Origin of the sequence: Ruminococcus sp. Marseille-P328 (assembly GCF_964249465.1) — a bacterium.
Taxonomy (GTDB): Bacteria; Bacillota; Clostridia; order Lachnospirales; family Lachnospiraceae; genus Blautia_A; species Blautia_A faecis.
Genome location: NZ_CAXUBQ010000001.1, coordinates 125,242 through 145,470 on the forward strand (window position 1 = coordinate 125,242; position 20,229 = coordinate 145,470).

Consider the following 20,229-nt stretch of genomic DNA (forward strand, 5'->3'; position numbering starts at 1 on the left):
GGTTTAATCCACTCTCTTAGCGACAACAACAAGCCTGCCATTGTTTCTTGAATATTCACAAGTAGAAAGAGAAATCAGCTTGTCGCCATACTCTGCCGATACTCCGGTATCATACAGAGAAAGTTCCTTGCACTTGGCAACATACGCATCAAACTCTGCCACATTTTCTGCGTCCGTAAACTCATAATACTTAAAGCTGTCAGAGCTGTTTGTATAAACAACCGTCTTAAAGACTGCAATCACTTCATACTGGTGTCTATCCGTCAGTGTATCAAAGGTAATCGTCTTATGACCTTCCCAAAAGCTCTTGTTTCTGTACTTCATCAGTCCCGTAAACATAGAACCGTCATTCATGTGGTGTCCGTAAATAATGATGTTATCTGAAGGTTTCTGCACATCACAATTTTCCTGCACATATGGACAGCCATAAGCAGAATAGGTCTTATCAAACTTGTGCTTCAGGTAGAAGTTCGGCTCATTTACAGACTGCACGACCGGATAGTTGATATTGGTATCCTCAACCTTTATCCAACCCACCATATCCTCATTCTGCCGATAGAGTTCAAGATATTCTGCAAGATAGTCCTTATCTTCCGAAAACGTCACTCCCTCATTTTCCTTTGGCGGCTCGTCCTGCACAATCTCTGCAAGATTATCATAGACTTCATTCTGCTTGGCAGAGTCAATGTGATTACGGATAATAAAGAAGGTGCTTACAGACAACACTACCGTAAACACCATCGCAATAATAATATAGATTTTTCTGCTCATTTTCTCTTACCTTTCCATATCTTTTCTCTTAGGTGGAGTCAAATCTCTGCAATACTCCGGATACCTCAACTTGATACCCTCCATGAAATACGGAGCATATCCGCAACAGAACAGTTCCTCCGGTGTATAGAGATTTTCCCTGCCTTCTTCCGTAAATCCATTCCAGAGATTAAAGGCAAGGTGGCAGACCTTGACTGTGCCACTTGTCTGCCAACCGCCGTGCATACCTTCCGGTATAATGCAATCCCTCTTAAAATCAAACATCTTTCCGATGTTCATTCTTGTTTCTTCTGAAATACCCATCACATAGAAAAATGCTCTGTGATAGCAGTCGTTGACTTTGCACTTATCCAGATTTTCCAATACAAAATCTCTGTGTGCAGCATTGCGAAATTGAATCTTAGACATTGTAAATCCCTCCTTATGCTTCGCCTGGTTTGGTTGTCATCAGTTTATAAAGTTTCGTGTTCTTAGGGAATTTGTTTGCAAACGGTACAAGCGAACTTCCCACCTTGATAAGTCCGTGTCCTGCTTCCACATTCGTGATATAGGACATCTGGAGGTCAGAAATATTCAGAAGTTTTGCAAGCTCAAGCCTGTCTGTGGAAGCCTGATTCAGCATAATGATGAACTCTGAGTTTGCAAGCATTGTTCTCGCTGTGTGGCTCTGCAAAAGGTCATCGACATTCTGAGTGATTCCACTTGCGTATGCACCGTATTTTCTCACACGCTTCCACAAGGTAAAGAGGAAGTTTGCAGAGTATTCGTGCTGGAACAGAAGATAAATCTCATCAATGAAGATAAAGGTGTTCTTACCCTTTGCACGGTTCTGTGTGATACGGTTCAGGATAGAGTCAAGGACAACAAGCATACCAATCGGCATAAGCTGTTTACCCAAATCAAGAATGTCATAGCAGATAAGGCGATTATTGGTATCCACATTCGTCTGCTTTGCAAAGGTATTCAGAGAACCGTGTGTGAAAAGTTCAATGGCAAGTGCCAGTTCCTTTGCTTCCGGTTCGTCCTGCTGCAAAAGTTCTGCCCTGAAATCCTGCAAGGTCGGTATATGTCCCTGATAGTCATTCTGCTGGTAACTGCGATACACGCTTGCCGTGCAACGGTCAATGATAGACTTCTGCTTCGCTCCGAGATTTGTTCCTCCGATAAGCTGTTCACAAAGGGACATAATAAACTCAGATTTCAAAATGACAGGGTTTGCACCGTCGCCGTAATCCTTATTCATATCCATTGCATTGATGTGATTGTCAGAAGTAGCAGAAATATTGATTACTTCTCCACCCATCGCATTGACAAGCTGTGAATACTCTCGCTCAGGGTCAATAATAATAATATCTGCATCCGAAGAAAGCACCTGATTGATGATTTCTCCCTTTGCTGCAAACGACTTACCACCACCGGATACACCGAGAATAAAGGAGTTACCATTCAAAAGCTGCTTACGGTCTGCGATAATCATATTTTTGCTGATAACATTCTGACCGTAATAGATACCGTTCTCGTGGAAAATATCCTGCACCCTGAATGGGATAAATACCGAAAGGCTCTCTGTGGTAAGTGTTCTGAACGCATCAATCTTTCTCGTTCCAAACGGCATTACCGTATTGAGTCCGTCTACCTGCTGAAATCTCAGCGTTGCGAACTGGCAAAGATGTTTTCTTGCTGTGGTAAGCAATGCTTCCGTATCATTCTCAAGCTGCTCCTTACTGTCTGCTGTAATAACCATCGTGATAACAGCGAACATCATTCTCTGGTCACGGGTTGTAAGGTCATCGAGGAACTCTTTCATTTCTTTCTTCTGCTGCTCCATATCATACGGAACAGTTGCAGAGAAGTTATTATTGGCATTCTGCCTACGCTGCCAGTTCGTGATATTGGTTTCCACACCAAGCAAACGGTTCTCTGCTTCTTTTACTGCTTCATCAGTTGGAACGGGAACAATATCAATGGACATCATCAGATTTCTGTTCATATCCGTAAGTTCCGCTACCATACTGTCTTTGATATAGGACGCATATTCACGAAGAAAAAGGACTCTTCCATAACGGTTTCCCATCTTGAAATAGTCCTTTTCAAATTCCATTGTGTCAGGGCAGATATAATCCTTAAAATCGTGTCCCTTTTTTCTTGTTTCCTTAATATCAAAATGGAAAGAGCTTTCCTCTCCCACACGATAAAAGTCGTGAAAAATACGAAGTCTTTCGTCTGTTTCCAGTTCCACACATTTACTTCCGAGCCTGCCGAAGTGAGCAATCAAATCTGCACCGACACGGGCAAAATAAGTTCTTGCGTCCTCCACACTCTTTTTGTTGATGGAAATGGTAATATACTTATCCTGAACAATGGAGTTTGCACCCGTTGCCTTATCAAGAAGCATTTTATTGTATTCCTCTCGATATTCGTCCAGATTATCTCCGGTTGTCGGAATAAGAATTGTCTGCTCAAAATCCAGTCTGTTGAGCCGACGATTATTGATTGTGATTTTTGTCGTTGCACCACTGTCAAGGGAGTTCAGAAGTTCGGAATATTCAAGGAACATCGCTTCCTTATCCTCACGACTTGCCACTGCATAGTTAATATCCGTAAATCGATAAGTCTTTGAATATTTATCCTTTCCCACTTTGAAAATGCCATCATCAAAGATAGCTGCCACGGGAATAACGTCCTGCACACCTTTCGGTACAACAAATTTTTCTTTATCCTGTTTAAACAGGTTCGTAAGAGTCTTAATCATAAAAACTCATAACCTCCTTTATGGTAAAAAAATATCGCCACTAATTTTAGTGACGATACATCAAATTGGTTTTATTTAGTTCCAGTGCTTTCTTGAATTATATACATTATTGACTGCTTCAATATAGCAAATGAAAGAGGAATGATTGTAGTCGTTGGAAGTCAAATACTGATTTTTTATTCTCAGATACTGCTCTCTAACTAATGTCCATTTTTCTTTTTCTTTGACATACTTCGCTTTCTCTCTAATGTTTCTTGAATTAGGTGCTTGATTCCAAAAATATCTGTTTGGAAAACATCGCTTATCGTGAATAAGGCGATGATAGTTCCCGTCTGTATCCTCGCAAACAATACAAATATCCATTGAAAATTCTGTACTATTTCCCTGATTAAAGTGTCGCTTTTCCGTTGTCAAAGATGAGGTAGAATCTTGGCAGTCGCTCCACCCATATTCTCTAAGAACAATATTGAAAGCCTTTCTGACACATTCTTTGATTTCTTTGCAATCTTCCCAATCATCTATTCTTGTAATTTCAAGATTATAATCCAAATCAATCGGTCGATTAGCATTTTGTAATATCAGGTTTCTTGCACCACTACCCACGAGATAGAATGAAGCACCAATATCATATTCTTCTTTAAGCGTATGACAAAGGTCTTGCATTATTTCTCCACATAACGAACGCATACGGCTCAGAAACTGTTTGTCTTCCACATACTTATACATATTAACTTTTCTCCTTTCTTCCCAAGCCGCCCATCTAGTCAAATGCTAAATCATTATAGTATATTCAGAAAGCACTTGTCTGTCAATAGCTTAAATCTCATTTTATGTTTTAGATTCTCGGAAATGGTCTTTCTGCTTCTGTTCAATGCTTGGCTTCATCAGTTCATAATAAACATTGGTGGAGTGAAATACCAACTTCTTCGGCATTAAAAACTCCGACTTTATCCACGCATAAATTGCTTTTTCTGCGGTCATACCGTTGTACTTCACAAAACCAAGTGCCGCAAACGGAGCAGCACCCAAAATACACACCCACGATACGGTTTCCGTGCCAACATACGGTCTGAGCAAGAAATACAGTCCTACTGCAACGCCACAAGCGAGAACAGAAAAAATGAACTGTCTGAGCGACAGTCCAAAAAACATTGACTCTGTATAATTTCTGATTTCTCGGTTAATTTTTACTTCCATATCTGTTTCCTTTCCTGCGGTTTCGGTCTTTCTCCCTCACGCATTTATCATTCAGGCAAAAGACTTTGCCCTTCCGTTTACCGCCATAGTAAACACATTTCTTACAATCTCTTTGGTTCATCTCAAAATCTCTCCTTAAAGTCCCATCATCTCTCGGATAATACGGTCAGACATTTTCACTGCACCGACAAGAACGAGCATATTAAATACCAATTCCCCGATATATGCCCACACCTGCGTAACTGCTGCTGCGTCAGGATTAACCACTGGCGGCGATGAAGCAAATACGGAGAAAATAATACAAGCAAGTACGATGACTGCTCCCTCAAGCAGAACGGCACAATAGCTCTTGATAAAACTCTTGCCGACATTCTGTGTAGGTTCTCCTGCAAATGTGGAAAGCGGTATCGGTGCAAGTGCTGTGTACATATACAACTTGAAAAATCGTCCATACACTGTCATTATCAGAATGAACGACAGCACCGTGATAAATAATCCTCCGATAAGCGTTACCGCCCACAAAGGGATACTCTCAAAAAATCCGCAATCCTCTATGGTCGTTACCATCTCTGCGGGTAAGGTCGTCTGTTCCGGAGTTCCAAATCCGGCAGCATTCATAATGGTTGAAATCGTCCCTTGCACGATATTAAATAATGCAAGCATAAGCTCCATTCCGTATGTGATAACACCTTTCGCCAATGCAAAACGGACAAAGAGTTTTAAAGCGTGTTCCGGTTTCTTCACATCTGTAAAACTTCCGCAGGTCTTTACCATACCTATCACAAAAAACAATACAAGTAAGGCAAGCCCGATAGCCTGAACTGCACCGTTGATGTCAACAATAACCTTCCAGATATTCCCGCCCTTAAAGTTCTGCGGTGTAGTTGTGATGAGTGTCCATATTTCCGACAGTTTTTCATTCCAAGTTTCAAGGGCATTTTCAAGATTTTGAACTACCCAGTTATCACTCATTCAAAGCACCTCCTTACAATTAAGGGGTGTCCCTTAACTTGGCACACCCCTCGATAACTGTGTAACTCTTATCTTAGCCTGTGATAAGAGTAAGGATTTCTTTCGCAAAAGTTATAATGACACCGCCCGCAAGAGTCAGGAAGCCATTGGCTCTCTGAGAAGGGTCGTGAGATTTGAGTGAAAGACCGACCTGCACGATACCAAAGCCAAGCAAAATCATACCGATGGCACGGATAAGTCCGAAGATAAAGTCGGACAGATTATTGACTACGGTAAGCGGGTCATTCGCTGCAAATGCAGTCGTTGTCATTCCAAGTGCCAACGCACCGACAATGACCATTGTGCAGTAAGCACGGAAGCCTTTCTTAACCTTTCCGGTCATAAGCAGTTTCTTTGTTTCCTGAATGTCAGTTGCTTTTTTCTTAAAAATAGTCATAGTTGAATACCTCCAAAATTTAATTTGTTTGATTGTTTATGAACAGAGCTTCCATCTCCTCATCGGAAAGAAGTTCCCAGTTCGTTTCTTCCATTCCCTTTTCAGGAAGTGTTGCAGGGTCAATGTCCCAAATGGCAATCGAAGCAATATCTTTTGTGACTTCTCCGTGCTTATAAGGACTCGCCTTTCCGTCTGTGGTAAGTGCCACATTCGGGTGTTTCATAATGTCATATTTGAAATCCATAATGGGTCTTTCCCCACGGATGAATAAAATAGCGTACTGATTATCGAGCATACGCACCTCATCAGGGGTAAGTAACTCTCTACCGCTAATCTGATAGTTGGTGGAATAATTACCGCTTCTTCCGGTACTCTTTCCGAACGTGTTGGTATCAATGGTTTCCTTGCCCAACAGCTCCGACACATATTTATGGGTTGACTGCTCATTTCCACCGAGGTAAAGAAATTCATCGCAGTTACCCACAATGCTCTCCCACTGTTTTTCAAACAAGGCTTTAAGCTGTGCCAAGTTCTGTAAGATGATGCTTACCGATACCCCACGGGAACGCATAACCGACAGTATCTTGTCGAAGTCGTCCGGCAGTGAAACATTGGCAAATTCGTCCATCATAAAATGAACAGGCATCGGCAGACAACCGCCGTGGATATGGTCGGCTGCATAAAATAACTGCTGAAAGAGCTGTGTGTAAAGAATGGATACCAAGAAGTTGAAACTAGAGTCGTTATCCGGTATCAGTGCAAACAGTGCCACCTTTTTCTCTCCGAGTGACTGCAAATCCAGTTCATCGGCAGAAGTAAGAGCAGCAAGACTTTCCAAGTTAAACTTTTCAAGCCTTGCTGCAAGGGTTATCTGTATGGATTTTAATGTTTTGGAAGAACCGGAATGATAAGAGTGGTAATACTTCAAAGCAATGTGGTCAGGATTATCTATCATCAAATCCGAAAACAGATTATCAAGCGGAGAAGGACTTGGGTCGTCCTCGTCCTCAATCGCCCCGGCTCTGAGCATTTCCATTACCATCGCAAAATTCTGTTCTTCCGGCGGTGCTTCATAATGCAGATAAAATACAAGTGCAAGCAGAAGCATTGACGCTGCCGTATCCCAAAATGGGTCATTGCTCTGTGAACCTTTCGGAGTGGTACTCTTAAAAAGATTGGTTACGAGCTTCTGCACATCATTGTCATTCTGCAAATAAACAAAAGGATTGTAACAATGGCTTTTCTCCATTGAAATCAAATCAAGCACACGCACTTCGTAACCTTTCTTCTCAAGAAGATGTCCCGTATCTCGCAGGATTTCCCCTTTCGGGTCTAATATCACATAGCTGTTTCTTGCAGCGTTCATAATATTAGGCTTTGCATAAAATCTTGTCTTACCTGCACCGGAGCCACCGCACACAAGCGTATTCAGATTTCGTCTGTGCTTCTTGGCATTAAGCCCAATGCACACATTCTGAGTCATCAGCTTATTTTCTGACAGCGGCTTTTGTCGGTACTTTTTATCAATGGCTCTGACATTGCCCCATTTGGCAGAACCGTGTTCCTCTCGTCTGCGGTAATTCTTTCTTGTTGAGAAATAAATCCCGATACCCATTCCATAGCATAAAAGTAAAAAGAGGACAGTTTTCAGGCTGTCCCCACATAATTTTATGGAAAATGGATTATCAAAGAGTGTCGCAAGATTGGCTGCTATCTCCGGCAATCCTCCGCTTATGGAAGGTGCAATCAGAAGTGCCAGCCATATGACCGGAACGATACCGACAATGGATAAAATAATGGCAGTCTGCCTGTCATTATCTCGCTTCATCTGAGCGTTTCCTTTCAATCACTTTGAACTTTTTCAATGGGGCATTTCCGACTTTTACAAGCAGGTCGTCTACTGCGTCTGCGGACTTACCTTCCTCCATCAACTTTGTTTTCTCATCGTTTAAGGAGCGAATGACAACACCGTGTTCATAATCGTCCAAAGCAATGTGGTAAAGTTTTTCTTTTTCCATATCTGCCCTCCGTTATCTCTCATAGTCCTTTGAACGCTCCTGCTTCTTGCGGAACATTTCATCAGAGATATGACTGTGAATTTCTGCCATTGCATTTCGTGTCTTGGAAAGCTCCGCACGGATTTCTTTCGGCTCTTTGGAAGCCAGTCCCTCCGGAATACGGTTAATTGCAAAATTCTGTGTATCTACTCCATACTTCTTGCAAAGCATATATCCGATACACACTGCCTGAAAGCCCATATCCCTGCGGCTGTAACTTTCACTGTTGATAGAAAGCTGTGCGTGTCCGAGTTCCTGAGCGACACACTGGGCAACTGCTACGCTGTCGCCCACATTACGCTTCACATACAAGGTCTGCTTTTCATTATTATAGAAAGCTGCCATATTCGGATACGGAAGTTCATCGGTTGCCGCAACCTCCACCGGAGATACATCAAGCATTGTCGTGATAAGTGCTTTCGGGTCACGGTTTGCTGATACTGCCGGAGCTTTTCTTCCATTTGTCTGCGTAACATCAAATACCTTTTTGACATTGTAGGAAATACCCGGAGAACCATCTGCTCTTGTGTATTCCACTGGTTCAAGGATAGAAATACTCTTTGCCCCTTTGGTAATCTTCACATTGTCCTTACCCCAATCATCAAAATCTTTAAGCTGTGTCGCCTGCGGATACTGACTGTAAATAAGGAGAGCATTTGCTGCGGAATATCTGTCCATTCGACTCTGCGTATCAAGAAAGTTCTTGAACTTCTCAGGGTCACTCACAATCTCACGGGCAGCATCATCAATCATCTGATAGACTTTTTCTTTTTCTGCTCGCTTCTTTTCTGCATACTCCTCTTTGGATAATCTTGGCTGATTACCGCCAACCTTTGCGGGTTTGAAATCATTTGTCATAGTGAATTACCTCTCTTTTGTTTTGGATTTCTTCTTCGGCTGACGGTGTACCGTCTGACCGTTTTTCTGCTGCGGCTTCTTGCCGTCTTTCTTAACCTCCGGCTCTTTACGCTCTGCTTCTTTTTGCTGTTTTGCCTGTGCCTTGTAACGGTCAAGTTTCTCTTTGACCGATGGCTTTTCCACTGGCTTTGCAACACCCTTATCAGATTGCGTTTCTACCGGCTCTGAGTTTTGCCTTGACAGAGGGCTTTTGTCTGTTTTGGCGACTGAGGGGTTTGCGTTTGCTCGCTCCTCTTTCTGCATTGGATTTCTGACTGCTTCTTCCATAATGATTTCACTCTTGGATTTGGTCGGCTTTTCTTTCTCAACCGCTTCACGGTCTGCGATAGCCTTCTCTGCTTCACTGACAATCGAAGCCTTATCCACCTTGCCAAGTTCAAATCTTTCAACGATACGCTGAATTTTAGAAGCGTCCTCTGCTCTTGCAATAATATCTACCGGAGCGTTCTCTCCCTTTGTGTTCTTATCTCTGAGGACACAATAAAGAACGCCATAGCGTTTTGCCTGTTCGGTAAACTTCTTCAAATCCTTTTGCGGAATGGAAAAGACTTTCAGCTCCTTGCCTGACTTAATCATATTGGTAAGCCTTGCTTTGCCCTTCGTCTTTTGTTCCTGCTTCAGAACCGATACCAAAAGCAATGCGATATTCTTCGCCGCCGAACCGCTTAATCTTGCAGCAACTTCAAATCCTTCAAGCGAAAGCCTAACGACCTGCTCTGCTGCGTCACCACCGTTGTTCATAGCGTGATTTCTCCTTTCTCTGCTGTTTTTGTTCCTCTGTTTCGATATGCTCAAGGTTTTCTTCCATAACCTTTGACCTCTCTGCAATATCCTCGCAGAGTTTTACTTCCCGTCGAAGTTTCTTCAATTCTCCATTGATAGAAGTGATTTCATCTTTTGCCGCCTGAAGCTGACCATCATCAATATTTGTTCTTATCTTTTTTCGGAGATGTGTTCTTCCGGCAATCAGATTTTTCATCTGCTCCTCTAAGGAAGTCTTATATGAAAAAAGCTGTTCGTCCGTGGAAAGATTTTCTCGTCCGAGCAGCCTTACTTCATCAGTAATCTTATCGAGCTTCATCAAATCATCTTTCAAAAGATAATGAAGCCTTGCGTTATTCTGTTTCTTATACTTGGGCAGATAACCGAGTCTGTAACAGTAATACAAATACAGCCCGTAAAGTCCGCCTTTCTTTTTCAGTTTCTGTCCTCTGGTCTGCATACGGTACTGTCTTGGCTTATAAGTTGCCTTCTGGAACGGCTCAATCTCTGCCCATCTGTCACGATTTTCTTTGATACGCTCTACAATCCGGTCATTGGTATAATCTGCTCCGAGATTTTTCAGTCGTATCGGCTTATCGTATCCCTTTGGAATGACCGTCCAGTATTTTCGGCTTGGACTCAAGTTATAGGCATATCCCATTTCCTTGAGAGCAAACTGAAATTCTTTCAGGGTCTTGCTGTGGTCGATAGCATAATCAATGGCTTCTTTTGCAACCGAGTAGCGTGTCGGCATACCTGCTTTTTCTTTCATCGTCAGATACTCCGACTGCTTACTGCGGTTCGGATTCGGGTCATAGTAAAGTCCGTACTTCTCACAAATCCTGTCTGCAACTTTTCGGAATTTGAACCACGCTTTTTCCTCGCCCCACAAATGTTTGCCATCGACGAAAGAAATAGAGTTGACGACAAAATGGCAGTGCAGGTGCTTTGTGTTCAGATGGGTTGTCACAACGACCTGAAATCTTTTCCCCCACACTTCATTCGCAAACTCCATTCCGATTTTCTGTGCCATCTCAGGAGATATATCTGTTTCCTTGAAACTCAAATATCCGTGATAGGCTTGGATACCGTCTGTCTTTTGGTACTGCTCCTTAACCGTTATGAACTGGTCACGGGCAATCGCTACATTACAGTTGATACCCTCAACATAGAACTCACGCTCTGTTTTTTCCTCGTCCTTTGCATAAGCAATAACATCTGCAAGAGCCTGATACTGTTCCGGCGAAAACTCCCTTTTGATTTTTGCAGAAGTCTTTTCGGGATTGGTCGCATAGTCAATGACCTGACCGAGCCTTTCTGTTACCGACCACAACTTTGTTACTGCCATTTCATTTCGCTCTGATTTGGACGAAGATATGTCCTCTCAATCTCTGACTGGAACTTATTCCACTTTGCAGCTTCATTCTTCAGCATAGGTGCGTCAATGAAACCAAGTGTATTCGCTTTGGCAGCAAGCTGATTGATGTTATTACCGATAGAGGAAAGTTCCCTCATCACATCATAGAAACGGTCATCGGGTTTCTCTTTCGGTTCGTAACCTCTGATAAGTAAACGGATAAGTCCTGCTTCGGAAAGACAAGCCTTCTTTGCCTTTGCTGCCAAGTCCTGTGCTTCCTTGCGGTTAAAGCGTACAATCTTCTGAATGTTTCTCTTTCTCATAATCGGTATCTTCCTTTCTCTTTACTCTGCAATCTTTGTTAATCTGGAATAAGCACATCATCGTAACGCCAAGACAACTGCCGAGCAGTGTCCCGGCGGCGATAAGTAATAACTCTCTCAAATCAAGTTCTCCTTTCTCACGGGGTATTAGGGGCAACCCCTAACGAGCCTTTTACCGTTTGGGAAACTGTGTTTATCCAAATGGTCTGCTCGCTAAGAATAAACATCTCCTCCGGGTTGCCCCGTTCTCAGTCTACTATCTCTCATAATCCTTTGATTTCGGCTTAAAAGGTTCAGCCACGATATTGCCGCCCACTTCCTTAGAAAAGCGTTCAGGATACTTGAACTGTTCCTTGTATTTCTTCATCATATCGTCCGGCAAGCTCTGAAAGCTCTCACTCTCAGGCGGTGCATAACAGATAAAAAATTTGCCGCAGATAATATCTACCATCTCTTTCTTATCATTGTCCTGCACATAAACTGCACGGTTAAGCGGAAGTCCCCTCATCTTTCCTTCCTCATTACAGATGATTGCAACGTCATCGTCATAGGGCATATATTCCTCAATATCCCCGCCGACAACCTCCTGCATTGCTTCCAGACTGTCGTCGATTACAATTTCCTTCGGGTACTTTTCCGGTTCTACCAAGAGAACTTTAATCTTTGAATCATTCATCGTTCTTCATTCCTTTCGTGTGTTTTTTTATTGTAAATTCCCATCCGCATACAAAGAAAATCGTTGAAGTCCTTACCTGCTTTTGGTGGCTCATCAACGATTTCATACTTATCCGGCAGAATGGTTTTTAAGGTCTGTGCTGCCTTTCTGCCCGCTATATCATTGTCAAAATGGATACGGATTTTCCTGACAGATGGGTTACTGCCAAGATACTTTTCCAGTGCAATCGGCACTTTACTGTCCTCAATTTTCTTTGCCGGAGAATACACCCCGGACAGCGAAACAAAGCTCATTTCTTTCCAATCCTGCCCGTTCAGCTTCGCAAGTGTGGCATAGGATAACAAGTCAATGGCACACTCAAAGAGGTGTACTTCCTCTAAGTTTTCCTTACCAAGCCGAAAAGAATAATCTTTTTTACTGCCACTGCAATCGCCCATAATTCTACGCTTATTCGTGGAACGGTAGGCTGCATATTTCGGCTCTTTCTTCTCGTCATAGCCTACAAACACAACATTGTGATACGGCAGGCTCTCAAAGATAAGGTCATTAGAGATACAGTAATTGATGATTTCAAAATCTATTCCTCTCCCGAAAAGATACTCTGTAATCACTCTGTTGGAAACACATTTTTCAGGGAGAAGAAGTGGTTTATTTTCCTCTTTTGCCTGTGGCTTTTCATAGACCGGAGCTTGAATCGCTGTGTGTCCGATAATGGTTTCCACTGCTTCAAGGAAGCTGTAACCTTTGACCTTAATCAGATAATCCAAAGCACTCCTGCCGCCGATACCTCTCGACCACCATATCCATTTCCCGTTTGAAATCTTCAAGCTGTCGTGGGTTCTGGTGCAATAGGTGTTACCTGAAAACTTAACCAGTTCATACGGTTCATAATTTTTCAGGTAGGTTAATAAGTCCATCTGCTTCGCCTGAATGATTAACTCAGGTGCGATAAAAGGCATATCGACCACCTCCTTAAAATAAAAATAGCCACCTGATTTTTTGAAAACCAAGTGGCTATATAATATTAAATTTTGTGTCTATGTTTTATGAAAGAATCTTCTCTTAATCAATTTTTCTTTCCTGTAGCTTTACTTTTTCAGTTTTAACCCATCTTTGAAAGCTTCACCCACACGCTCTGTAACCTTGTAGTAACCATGAGTATAAGGGTCAAATGCAATGGCATTTACCTTGGAAATATCAATTTTACCGTCTACCATAACGCTCTCATCGGCAGTTACATTCACTACCTTTCCAATAACGCCACAACCGTATTCATTATCTTGATACTCAATAAATTTACATTCTAAACAAATTGGAAACTCATTGATAATAGGAGCATCTACGACTTCAGCCTTACTTGCAGTCAATCCGCTACGTGTAAATTTATCTGTTACACGATTACCAGACTCTACGCCAAAATAATCTGCTTCTACCAAGTGTTCTACATCTGCGATACTAACAGTAAATGCACCTCGTGCCTTAATATTTTGCACGGTTTTATGTGTTTCGGTAAGATTCAATGCAACTATGTCCCTTGCTTGCATTGTCCCCCAAGCAGCATTCATTACATTCACACTGTTGTCCTCATTATAAGTTGCCACCATCAACACTGGCATAGGAAAAATTCCTTCCGTAATTTTCAACTTTGTTCTCATAATAATCTCTCCTTAAAATTAGATTGACAGAATTATTTATCCTGCTTATAATTATATCCAATCAATTCAGAATTTCAAGTACTGGTAAAAATGATAGGTACTATCCAAGGAGAAAGTATAATGATACAAAACTACATTGAAAATGCCAATTTTGAAGATACAGGCTTTGCTTACACCTTGTCCCTGATTTCCGGCAAACATAAAATGGTCATTCTTTATTGTTTAATGGAATTTAAAACTGTAAGGTTCAATGAGCTGAAGCGTTATCTGAAAACAATTTCCGATAAAACATTAAGTAGCAATCTCAAGGAACTAGAATCTGACAAACTGATTATCCGTACTGAATATCCTCAAATTCCACCCAAGGTGGAATACTGTCTTTCGGAACGTGGCAAGTCACTAATGGTAGTGTTAGATCAGCTTTGTGTTTGGGGTGAAGAAAACAAACTGACAGATTAACATCTTCTAATTTTTTTGAAAATATTATTTCTGACAGTATAACTTTGTACCATCTTACCTAACATACTATCTGCGGTATGGGATTTTTCCATACCGCAATTCTAAACTCATCTTTCAAAATTTCTTGACTTCTTTTCAATCATTTCGCCCTCATCAGGTTCTCCGCCGACAATCTCATTTTCTTTTTTATCCATATTGAGCAGGATATTCAGCTCATCAAGTCGGGCAGTTTTTGCCCTCAATTCTTCCTCCTTTGCAAACGGCTTTTCGATTTCCTGCTTCGCTGTTTCAAACTGCTTCTCCGTATTTTCAAGGCTGTTTTTCGTATCAGCAAGTGCTTCCTCAAAGCGTTCTATGCCGTTATCTATTCTCACGATATTACCGTGAGAATCATCGCCAAGCGGTACATCTCTGCTCGTTTCGCCTTTTAATTTCACAACATAATTACGCTGCACCGTATCAAAATACAGTTCCATTTGAAAGCCACGGTACTCGCCAAGTGGTATCGCATCAGGACTGTTCATTGACTTGCAGGCATTGATGATTGCCTGACCTGCTTCGGCTTTTTCGGAATAAGAAACACCCGATACCATCATTCCAAGCGGCTGCTCGTCTATCGGTTTCGGGTGTGATTTTGCTGTTTCAACATCTTTTGTAAGTCCCTCTACACGGGATTTTAAGTAAGCAATCTGTTGTGGATAGAACTTGATGACCTTATCCTCCAGTCCGTATTTCTCCGATAAGAAATTGGATTTTAACATCTTCAGCTTCTGCACCTGAATGTCTAAGTCCATCTTTTCTTTGATATACGGATTGCCTGTTGCAAGCATTTTTATCTCTGCATAGGACAGTGCGGTTTCATCAATGTCCTCTGCCGACCTGACCGGAGATTTGCTCGTCATAATCTGACTTGCGAACTTCTGCTTACCTTCCACAAGCTGATAGAGGTATGCATCAAAGGTCTGCTCTGTTACATAGCGATAAATCTCTACCTGCGGATTTTCATTGCCCTGACGGACAATTCTACCGGAACGCTGCTCCAAATCTGAAGGTCGCCACGGACAATCCACATCGTGAAGTGCAATAAGTTTGTCTTGCACGTTCGTCCCTGCTCCCATCTTCTGAGTAGAGCCGAGAAGCACTCTGACTTCTCCCTTGCGGGTCTTTTGGAACAGTTCTTTTTTCTTCATATCCGTGTCGGCTTCGTGTATGAACTTCACTTCACTTTCAGGAATACCTCTCTCAATCAGCTTCTTTCTGATGTCGTTGTAGACGGAAAATGTGCCATCATTCTTCGGAGTGGAAAGGTCGCAGAACACAAGCTGTGCCGATTTTTTGTCGATATTTTCTTCCCATATCCGATAGATGTTATCGACGCAGGCATTGATTTTACTGCCCTCAAAATCAGGCAGCATATCGTTTAGCATACGCTGGTCAAGAGCCAGTTTTCTTCCGTCATTCGTGATTTTCAGCATATTATCTACGCTTGAATCCACACCGCCGCCACGCACCTGCTCGGCTCTCTCTGCAAGGGAAGCAACCATTTCCTTCTGCATTTCCGACGGCTTTACTGCAATGTTATGGTACTTTGCTTCCGGTACTGGCAGGTTCAACATATCTGCTGTTTTAATGTCCGCAATCTCCTTGAACATCGCCATTAGTTCCGGTAAGTTATAGAATTTTGCGAACCTTGTCTTTGCTCTGTATCCTGTTCCTTCCGGTGTAAGTTCCACTGCCGTAATGGTTTCTCCGAAAGTGGAAGCCCAGGCATCAAAGTGCTGCAACCCATTTTTCACAAGCGTGTTGTACTGCAAATATCGCTGTATCGTATAGAGTTCCACCATACTGTTTGAGATAGGTGTACCCGTTGCAAATACGGTTCCTCGCCCTCCGGTAATCTCGTCAAGGTAACGACACTTCATAAAGAGGTCGGAAGATTTCTGTGCTTCCGTCTGTGCGATACCGCCCACATTACGCATTTTTGTATAAAGATAAAGGTTCTTGTAATAATGGCTTTCATCAACAAAAAGCCTGTCTACACCAAGTTCCTCAAAGGTTACAACATCATCTTTTTTCGTCTGGTCATTGAGTTTATCAAGTTTCTGCTTGATGGATTTCTTTGACTTTTCAAGCTGTTTTATGGAGAAGTTTTCCCCTCGGTTTCGCTTGAGTTCTGCAATTCCTCCGGTTATCTCCTCAAGTTGCTGTTCTAAGATTGCCCTCTGTCTTTCAATGGACATCGGGATTTTCTCAAACTGTGAATGTCCGATGATAACTGCGTCATAATCTCCGGTTGCAATCCTGCCGCAGAACCTTTTACGGTTCTTGGTTTCAAAATCTTTCTTTGTTGCGACAAGGATATTCGCCGCCGGATAGAGCTGCAAATACTCAGCCGCCCATTGTTCGGTCAAGTGATTTGGTACAACAAACAGTGACTTATTACAAAGTCCAAGCCTTTTCGACTCCTGTGCTGCCGCTACCATTTCAAAAGTTTTTCCTGCTCCGACTGCGTGTGCAAGAAGCGTATTTCCTCCGTAAAGGATATGGGCAACCGCATTTTTCTGATGTTCCCTGAGTTCAATTTCAGGGTTCATACCATTGAAGATGATATGACTTCCATCATACTCACGAGGTCTGACGCTATTGAATTTCTCATTGTAGGATTTGCAAAGCCTTTCCCTTCGTTCTGGGTCAGACCATATCCAGTCCTGAAATTCCTGCTTAATCATTTCCTGCTTCGACTGAGCAATCGCTGTTTCCTTTTTATTCAGGACAGCCTTTTTCTTTCCCTCATCATCTTCGATATAATCAAAGATACGCACATCTTTTAAATTCAGCGTTTCCTCAATAATCTTATAGGCATTGATGCGGGAAGTTCCGTAAGTGTTATATGCCCTTACATTTCCTTTGTCGTAAGATTTGCCCTCAATATTCCACTCACTCGTAAATGGAGAGAAGTGAACTTTGATATTCCACTGTGCATAGCGTGGTGTTTCAAGCAAATGAAAGATAAACTCCTGCACATCGTCCGGTGGCAGCCAAGTTGCACCAAGTCGCACGGAAATTTCACTTGCAGTCAGGTCTTTCGGCTGCACCTTTTGAAGTGCTTCCACATTGACCTTATAATCTTCCGGATAGAGTTCTGCCGAGTTCTTTGCAATCTTCAGCTTTTCCCTGACATTACCCGAAAGGTATTCATCAGCCATCAGATACTTCGGTTCGTAAGAATTTCCATACTCATAAAGCGGGTTTAGGAAGATAACACCCTTTAAGTCCTCAAAGATTTCATTCTCCGATTTACCGGAAAGCTCCATCATATAGTCCATATCAATCGTGGCTTTTTCTCCAAGAGATACCGCCAACGCTTCGCTTGCCGTATCAACAGAAGTAACCGGAGTATGCGGCTTAATTGTCCTCTTAGAAAACATATCAGCCTTACGTTCCAGTTCTCCGTCCTCTCCGATTATCTCCAATGCGGAAAGCAAAGAGAATGAACTGTCCTGCGAAAAAGCAGAGGTATTTGCACGGCTGTTAATGAGTCCGTACTTACCTGAAAAGGTATCATAAAGTCTGTTTAATCGCTCCTGCTCCGCTTTGATTTCGCTGTCAGGGTAATCTTCTGTCTGCAATTCAATCAGCGTTCTGACGGAATTTCTAATAGCAATCATACCCTTAATTCGGTTCTCTGCGGTTGCCGACACTTCCACCGGAGTCATACGGGAATTTTCACGATAATAGATTTTATCGTCTACCACCGTATATGAAAAGTTTCTCACTGCCGGGTCTGCCGGAATAGAATTATCTTCCTCCTCCAGTTCTTCCTCGGCTTCATATTCCGTGATTTCTCCGTGAATGTTTGCTACTGCTTCATCAAGCTGTGCTGCAAGGTCTGCATTTTCATACGGCACACAAGTTGCTTCCATACCGAAACGCCCCGATACCATTTTCATTTCTCCGAGTATCATTTCGGGGTGCTGCACAAAATAAGAGTTCATCTTAATTCCGTTCTCATCGGTATCAAGATGAACCCAATCCGGCTCAATATCTATCAGTCTGTCACGCTTTTGCAGGATAAGAATATCCGAAATGACTTCCGTTCCTGCATTACCCTTAAAGGTATTATTCGGCAATCGGATTGCTCCAAGAAGCTCTGCCCTCTGTGCAATATACTTTCGTACTGCTAAAGTTTCCTTATCCATTGTGCCTTTGCTCGTTACAAGTGCCATCACACCGCCGGGTCTTAACTTATCAAGGGACTTGGCAAAAAAGTAATCGTGTATCAGGAACTTATGCTTGTCGTACCTTTTATCCGACACCTTAAAATCTCCAAAAGGCACATTGCCAACCACTCCATCAAAGAAGCTGTCCGGCAGATTGGTTTCTTCAAATCCTTGTGCCGCAATGGTTGTTTTCTGATAAAGCTGCTGTGCAATCCCTGCGGAAATCGTATCAAGTTCCACACCGTAAATCTTACTGTCCTGCATTGTGTCCGGCAGCATACCGATGAAATTACCGATACCGCAGGACGGCTCTAACAAGTTGCCTTCCTTAAAGCCCATCTGCTCCATTGCCTTATAAATGGCTGTGATAACTTCGGGCGGCGTGTAGAACGCAGTCAACGTGCTTTCTCTTGCCGAAGCATATTCCTCCGGTGTTAATACCGAAGAAAGTTCCAGATATTCCGTTGCCCACGCTGAATTATTTTCATCAAAGGCTTCTGAAAGCCCACCCCAACCAACGTACTTTGATAAGATAATCTGTTCTTCAGGAGTGGCAAATCTGTTTTCTTCCTGACATTTTTTTAGAAGCTGTATCGCCATAATATTTCTGCGGAAGCGTTCCTTTTTACCAACTGTTTCAACCTCATTTTCTTTGAGATTAAAGGTGTGGCGTTCTGCCATAGATACATCAGGGTGCAAGTCAAAGCCTTTGACTTTTTTCTTCTGCTCCCAAGCGGGAACTACCGGCTCAGGCTCTTTATCATAACCGTTTCCTATGCGATACCCCTGATGATACATCTCATCATAGCTGTCAAAACCTGACTGCGAAGCTACTATCTCTCGATAATCTTCAATCGGCATACTGCCCATATTGGTCTGAACTTCTTCCGTTTCATTTCTTTCTTCGGCAGGTTCTTCCTTTACAATCAAATGCTCATTCATCGGATTCTCACGCACTTTTCTGTCAAACTCTGTGCGTGAAAATTCCTTATTGAACAGTGGCATATCATAGTCATAGAGCATTACTCTCTCATCATCAACAGATAAGATTTCGTACTCAGAAGCACCGATATACACCTTATCGCCAAGATGATATTCATATTTCACATCTTGCGATATTTCCGCTTCTTCAGGTTCTTTTTCGGCTAGTTCCTGCTCCGGTGGTGCATTAGAGAGTATCTCACGGTTTCTTTTCGTTTCCTCGATTTTGGCTCTGCGTTCCTCTTGACTTTCAAGCCACTGAGGATAGCGTTCTTTTTCCTTTGGATTTAAGTATCTGTCCATTCGGATAAGTTCCCCGATACGTTTCTCCACCTGCGACCACGAAAGCGTGATATGTGGATTTTCTTTACCGATACCTTTCGTAATCGTAATACCTTTTCCATCGTGACTCTCATCAATTCCTGCTCCGATTATTACTGGATAAGAGCCGCCCCAACCGTACTCATTTTTTAAGAAGTCTGCGTTTTCTTTTGCTGAAAGGCTTTTTTCAAACTGCTCATAGATACGCATTTTACCCTCAGAAAATCCGCTTCCATTCGCAAGAACAGCGTCGATAATCTCCTGAGAAAAAGTAAAGGCAGAGGTTTTCTTTTCCTCTGCCCGACCGTCTAATATGAATGTCATCTGACCGTCCATTGACGGTAATGGTTTTATGCTGTCACTTAATTCTCC

At 42.4% G+C, this 20,229-nt stretch carries 19 protein-coding genes and 1 pseudogene; 1 reads left to right on the forward strand and 19 read right to left on the reverse strand.

The window, feature by feature from the left end:
* Window positions 1-3 precede the first annotated feature (3 nt).
* From srtB to ACESTK_RS00690, 18 genes are all read right to left on the reverse strand, one after another.
* Window positions 4-771 (reverse strand): class B sortase, encoded by a 768-nt coding sequence (srtB, locus tag ACESTK_RS00605; protein ID WP_117460456.1) that lies wholly within the window; start codon window positions 769-771, stop codon window positions 4-6.
* A 6-nt stretch (window positions 772-777) separates the two neighbouring features.
* A complete protein-coding gene (locus ACESTK_RS00610) occupies window positions 778-1,179 on the reverse strand; it encodes a DUF6075 family protein (RefSeq protein WP_055303985.1) in 402 nt (133 codons plus the stop codon).
* A gap of 13 nt (window positions 1,180-1,192) precedes the next feature.
* On the reverse strand, window positions 1,193-3,523 hold the full coding sequence (locus ACESTK_RS00615) for a VirB4-like conjugal transfer ATPase, CD1110 family (RefSeq protein ID WP_055062744.1): 2,331 nt from the start codon (window positions 3,521-3,523) through the stop codon (window positions 1,193-1,195).
* Window positions 3,524-3,598: 75 nt separating this feature from the next.
* A complete protein-coding gene (locus tag ACESTK_RS00620; protein WP_118374198.1) occupies window positions 3,599-4,249 on the reverse strand; it encodes a hypothetical protein in 651 nt (216 codons plus the stop codon).
* Between the two features lie 102 nt (window positions 4,250-4,351).
* Complete coding sequence (locus tag ACESTK_RS00625) at window positions 4,352-4,720, reverse strand: PrgI family protein (RefSeq protein ID WP_118049505.1); 369 nt, start codon at window positions 4,718-4,720, stop codon at window positions 4,352-4,354.
* Entirely contained in the window at window positions 4,704-4,841 is a 138-nt protein-coding gene (locus ACESTK_RS00630; protein ID WP_017144064.1) for a hypothetical protein, read from the reverse strand. The genes ACESTK_RS00625 and ACESTK_RS00630 overlap by 17 nt, the downstream gene beginning before the upstream one ends.
* Before the next feature lie 14 nt (window positions 4,842-4,855).
* A complete protein-coding gene (locus ACESTK_RS00635) occupies window positions 4,856-5,692 on the reverse strand; it encodes a hypothetical protein (protein WP_002594677.1) in 837 nt (278 codons plus the stop codon).
* Window positions 5,693-5,765: 73 nt separating this feature from the next.
* Window positions 5,766-6,128 (reverse strand): glutamyl-tRNA amidotransferase, encoded by a 363-nt coding sequence (locus ACESTK_RS00640; protein ID WP_118374197.1) that lies wholly within the window; start codon window positions 6,126-6,128, stop codon window positions 5,766-5,768.
* A gap of 19 nt (window positions 6,129-6,147) precedes the next feature.
* Window positions 6,148-7,956, reverse strand: a complete 1,809-nt coding sequence (locus tag ACESTK_RS00645; RefSeq protein ID WP_118374196.1) for a VirD4-like conjugal transfer protein, CD1115 family — start codon at window positions 7,954-7,956, stop codon at window positions 6,148-6,150.
* Complete coding sequence (locus ACESTK_RS00650; protein ID WP_008789327.1) at window positions 7,943-8,146, reverse strand: hypothetical protein; 204 nt, start codon at window positions 8,144-8,146, stop codon at window positions 7,943-7,945. Before ACESTK_RS00650 ends, ACESTK_RS00645 begins: the two co-directional genes overlap by 14 nt.
* Before the next feature lie 12 nt (window positions 8,147-8,158).
* Window positions 8,159-9,043, reverse strand: a complete 885-nt coding sequence (locus ACESTK_RS00655) for an LtrC-like protein (protein WP_118374195.1) — start codon at window positions 9,041-9,043, stop codon at window positions 8,159-8,161.
* A 6-nt stretch (window positions 9,044-9,049) separates the two neighbouring features.
* Complete coding sequence (locus ACESTK_RS00660) at window positions 9,050-9,844, reverse strand: PcfB family protein (RefSeq protein WP_002594672.1); 795 nt, start codon at window positions 9,842-9,844, stop codon at window positions 9,050-9,052.
* Complete coding sequence (locus ACESTK_RS00665; RefSeq protein ID WP_373118165.1) at window positions 9,828-11,213, reverse strand: relaxase/mobilization nuclease domain-containing protein; 1,386 nt, start codon at window positions 11,211-11,213, stop codon at window positions 9,828-9,830. Before ACESTK_RS00665 ends, ACESTK_RS00660 begins: the two co-directional genes overlap by 17 nt.
* Window positions 11,204-11,545, reverse strand: coding sequence for a plasmid mobilization relaxosome protein MobC (gene mobC / locus ACESTK_RS00670; protein ID WP_002594670.1), 342 nt, complete (start codon window positions 11,543-11,545; stop codon window positions 11,204-11,206). The genes ACESTK_RS00665 and mobC overlap by 10 nt, the downstream gene beginning before the upstream one ends.
* Window positions 11,508-11,666, reverse strand: a complete 159-nt coding sequence (locus tag ACESTK_RS00675; RefSeq protein ID WP_087203228.1) for a DUF3789 domain-containing protein — start codon at window positions 11,664-11,666, stop codon at window positions 11,508-11,510. Before ACESTK_RS00675 ends, mobC begins: the two co-directional genes overlap by 38 nt.
* 135 nt (window positions 11,667-11,801) lie before the next feature.
* The gene (locus ACESTK_RS00680) at window positions 11,802-12,221 is read right to left on the reverse strand and encodes a DUF3846 domain-containing protein (protein WP_002594669.1); all 420 of its coding nucleotides are present in this window, start codon (window positions 12,219-12,221) and stop codon (window positions 11,802-11,804) included.
* A complete protein-coding gene (locus tag ACESTK_RS00685; protein WP_117825223.1) occupies window positions 12,218-13,180 on the reverse strand; it encodes a DUF3991 and toprim domain-containing protein in 963 nt (320 codons plus the stop codon). The genes ACESTK_RS00680 and ACESTK_RS00685 overlap by 4 nt, the downstream gene beginning before the upstream one ends.
* 129 nt (window positions 13,181-13,309) lie before the next feature.
* Entirely contained in the window at window positions 13,310-13,876 is a 567-nt protein-coding gene (locus ACESTK_RS00690; RefSeq protein WP_054754268.1) for a flavin reductase family protein, read from the reverse strand.
* Window positions 13,877-13,996: 120 nt separating this feature from the next.
* On the opposite strand from ACESTK_RS00690, the gene ACESTK_RS00695 reads away from it, so the two are divergent.
* Window positions 13,997-14,335 carry a helix-turn-helix domain-containing protein gene (locus ACESTK_RS00695; protein WP_054754266.1) on the forward strand — a complete coding sequence of 113 codons (339 nt, stop codon included), beginning with the start codon at window positions 13,997-13,999 and terminating at the stop codon, window positions 14,333-14,335.
* A gap of 107 nt (window positions 14,336-14,442) precedes the next feature.
* Here the strand turns inward: ACESTK_RS00695 and ACESTK_RS00700 are convergent.
* A pseudogene (locus tag ACESTK_RS00700) lies at window positions 14,443-19,218 on the reverse strand (N-6 DNA methylase); the annotation flags it as partial.
* Window positions 19,219-20,229 lie beyond the last annotated feature (1,011 nt).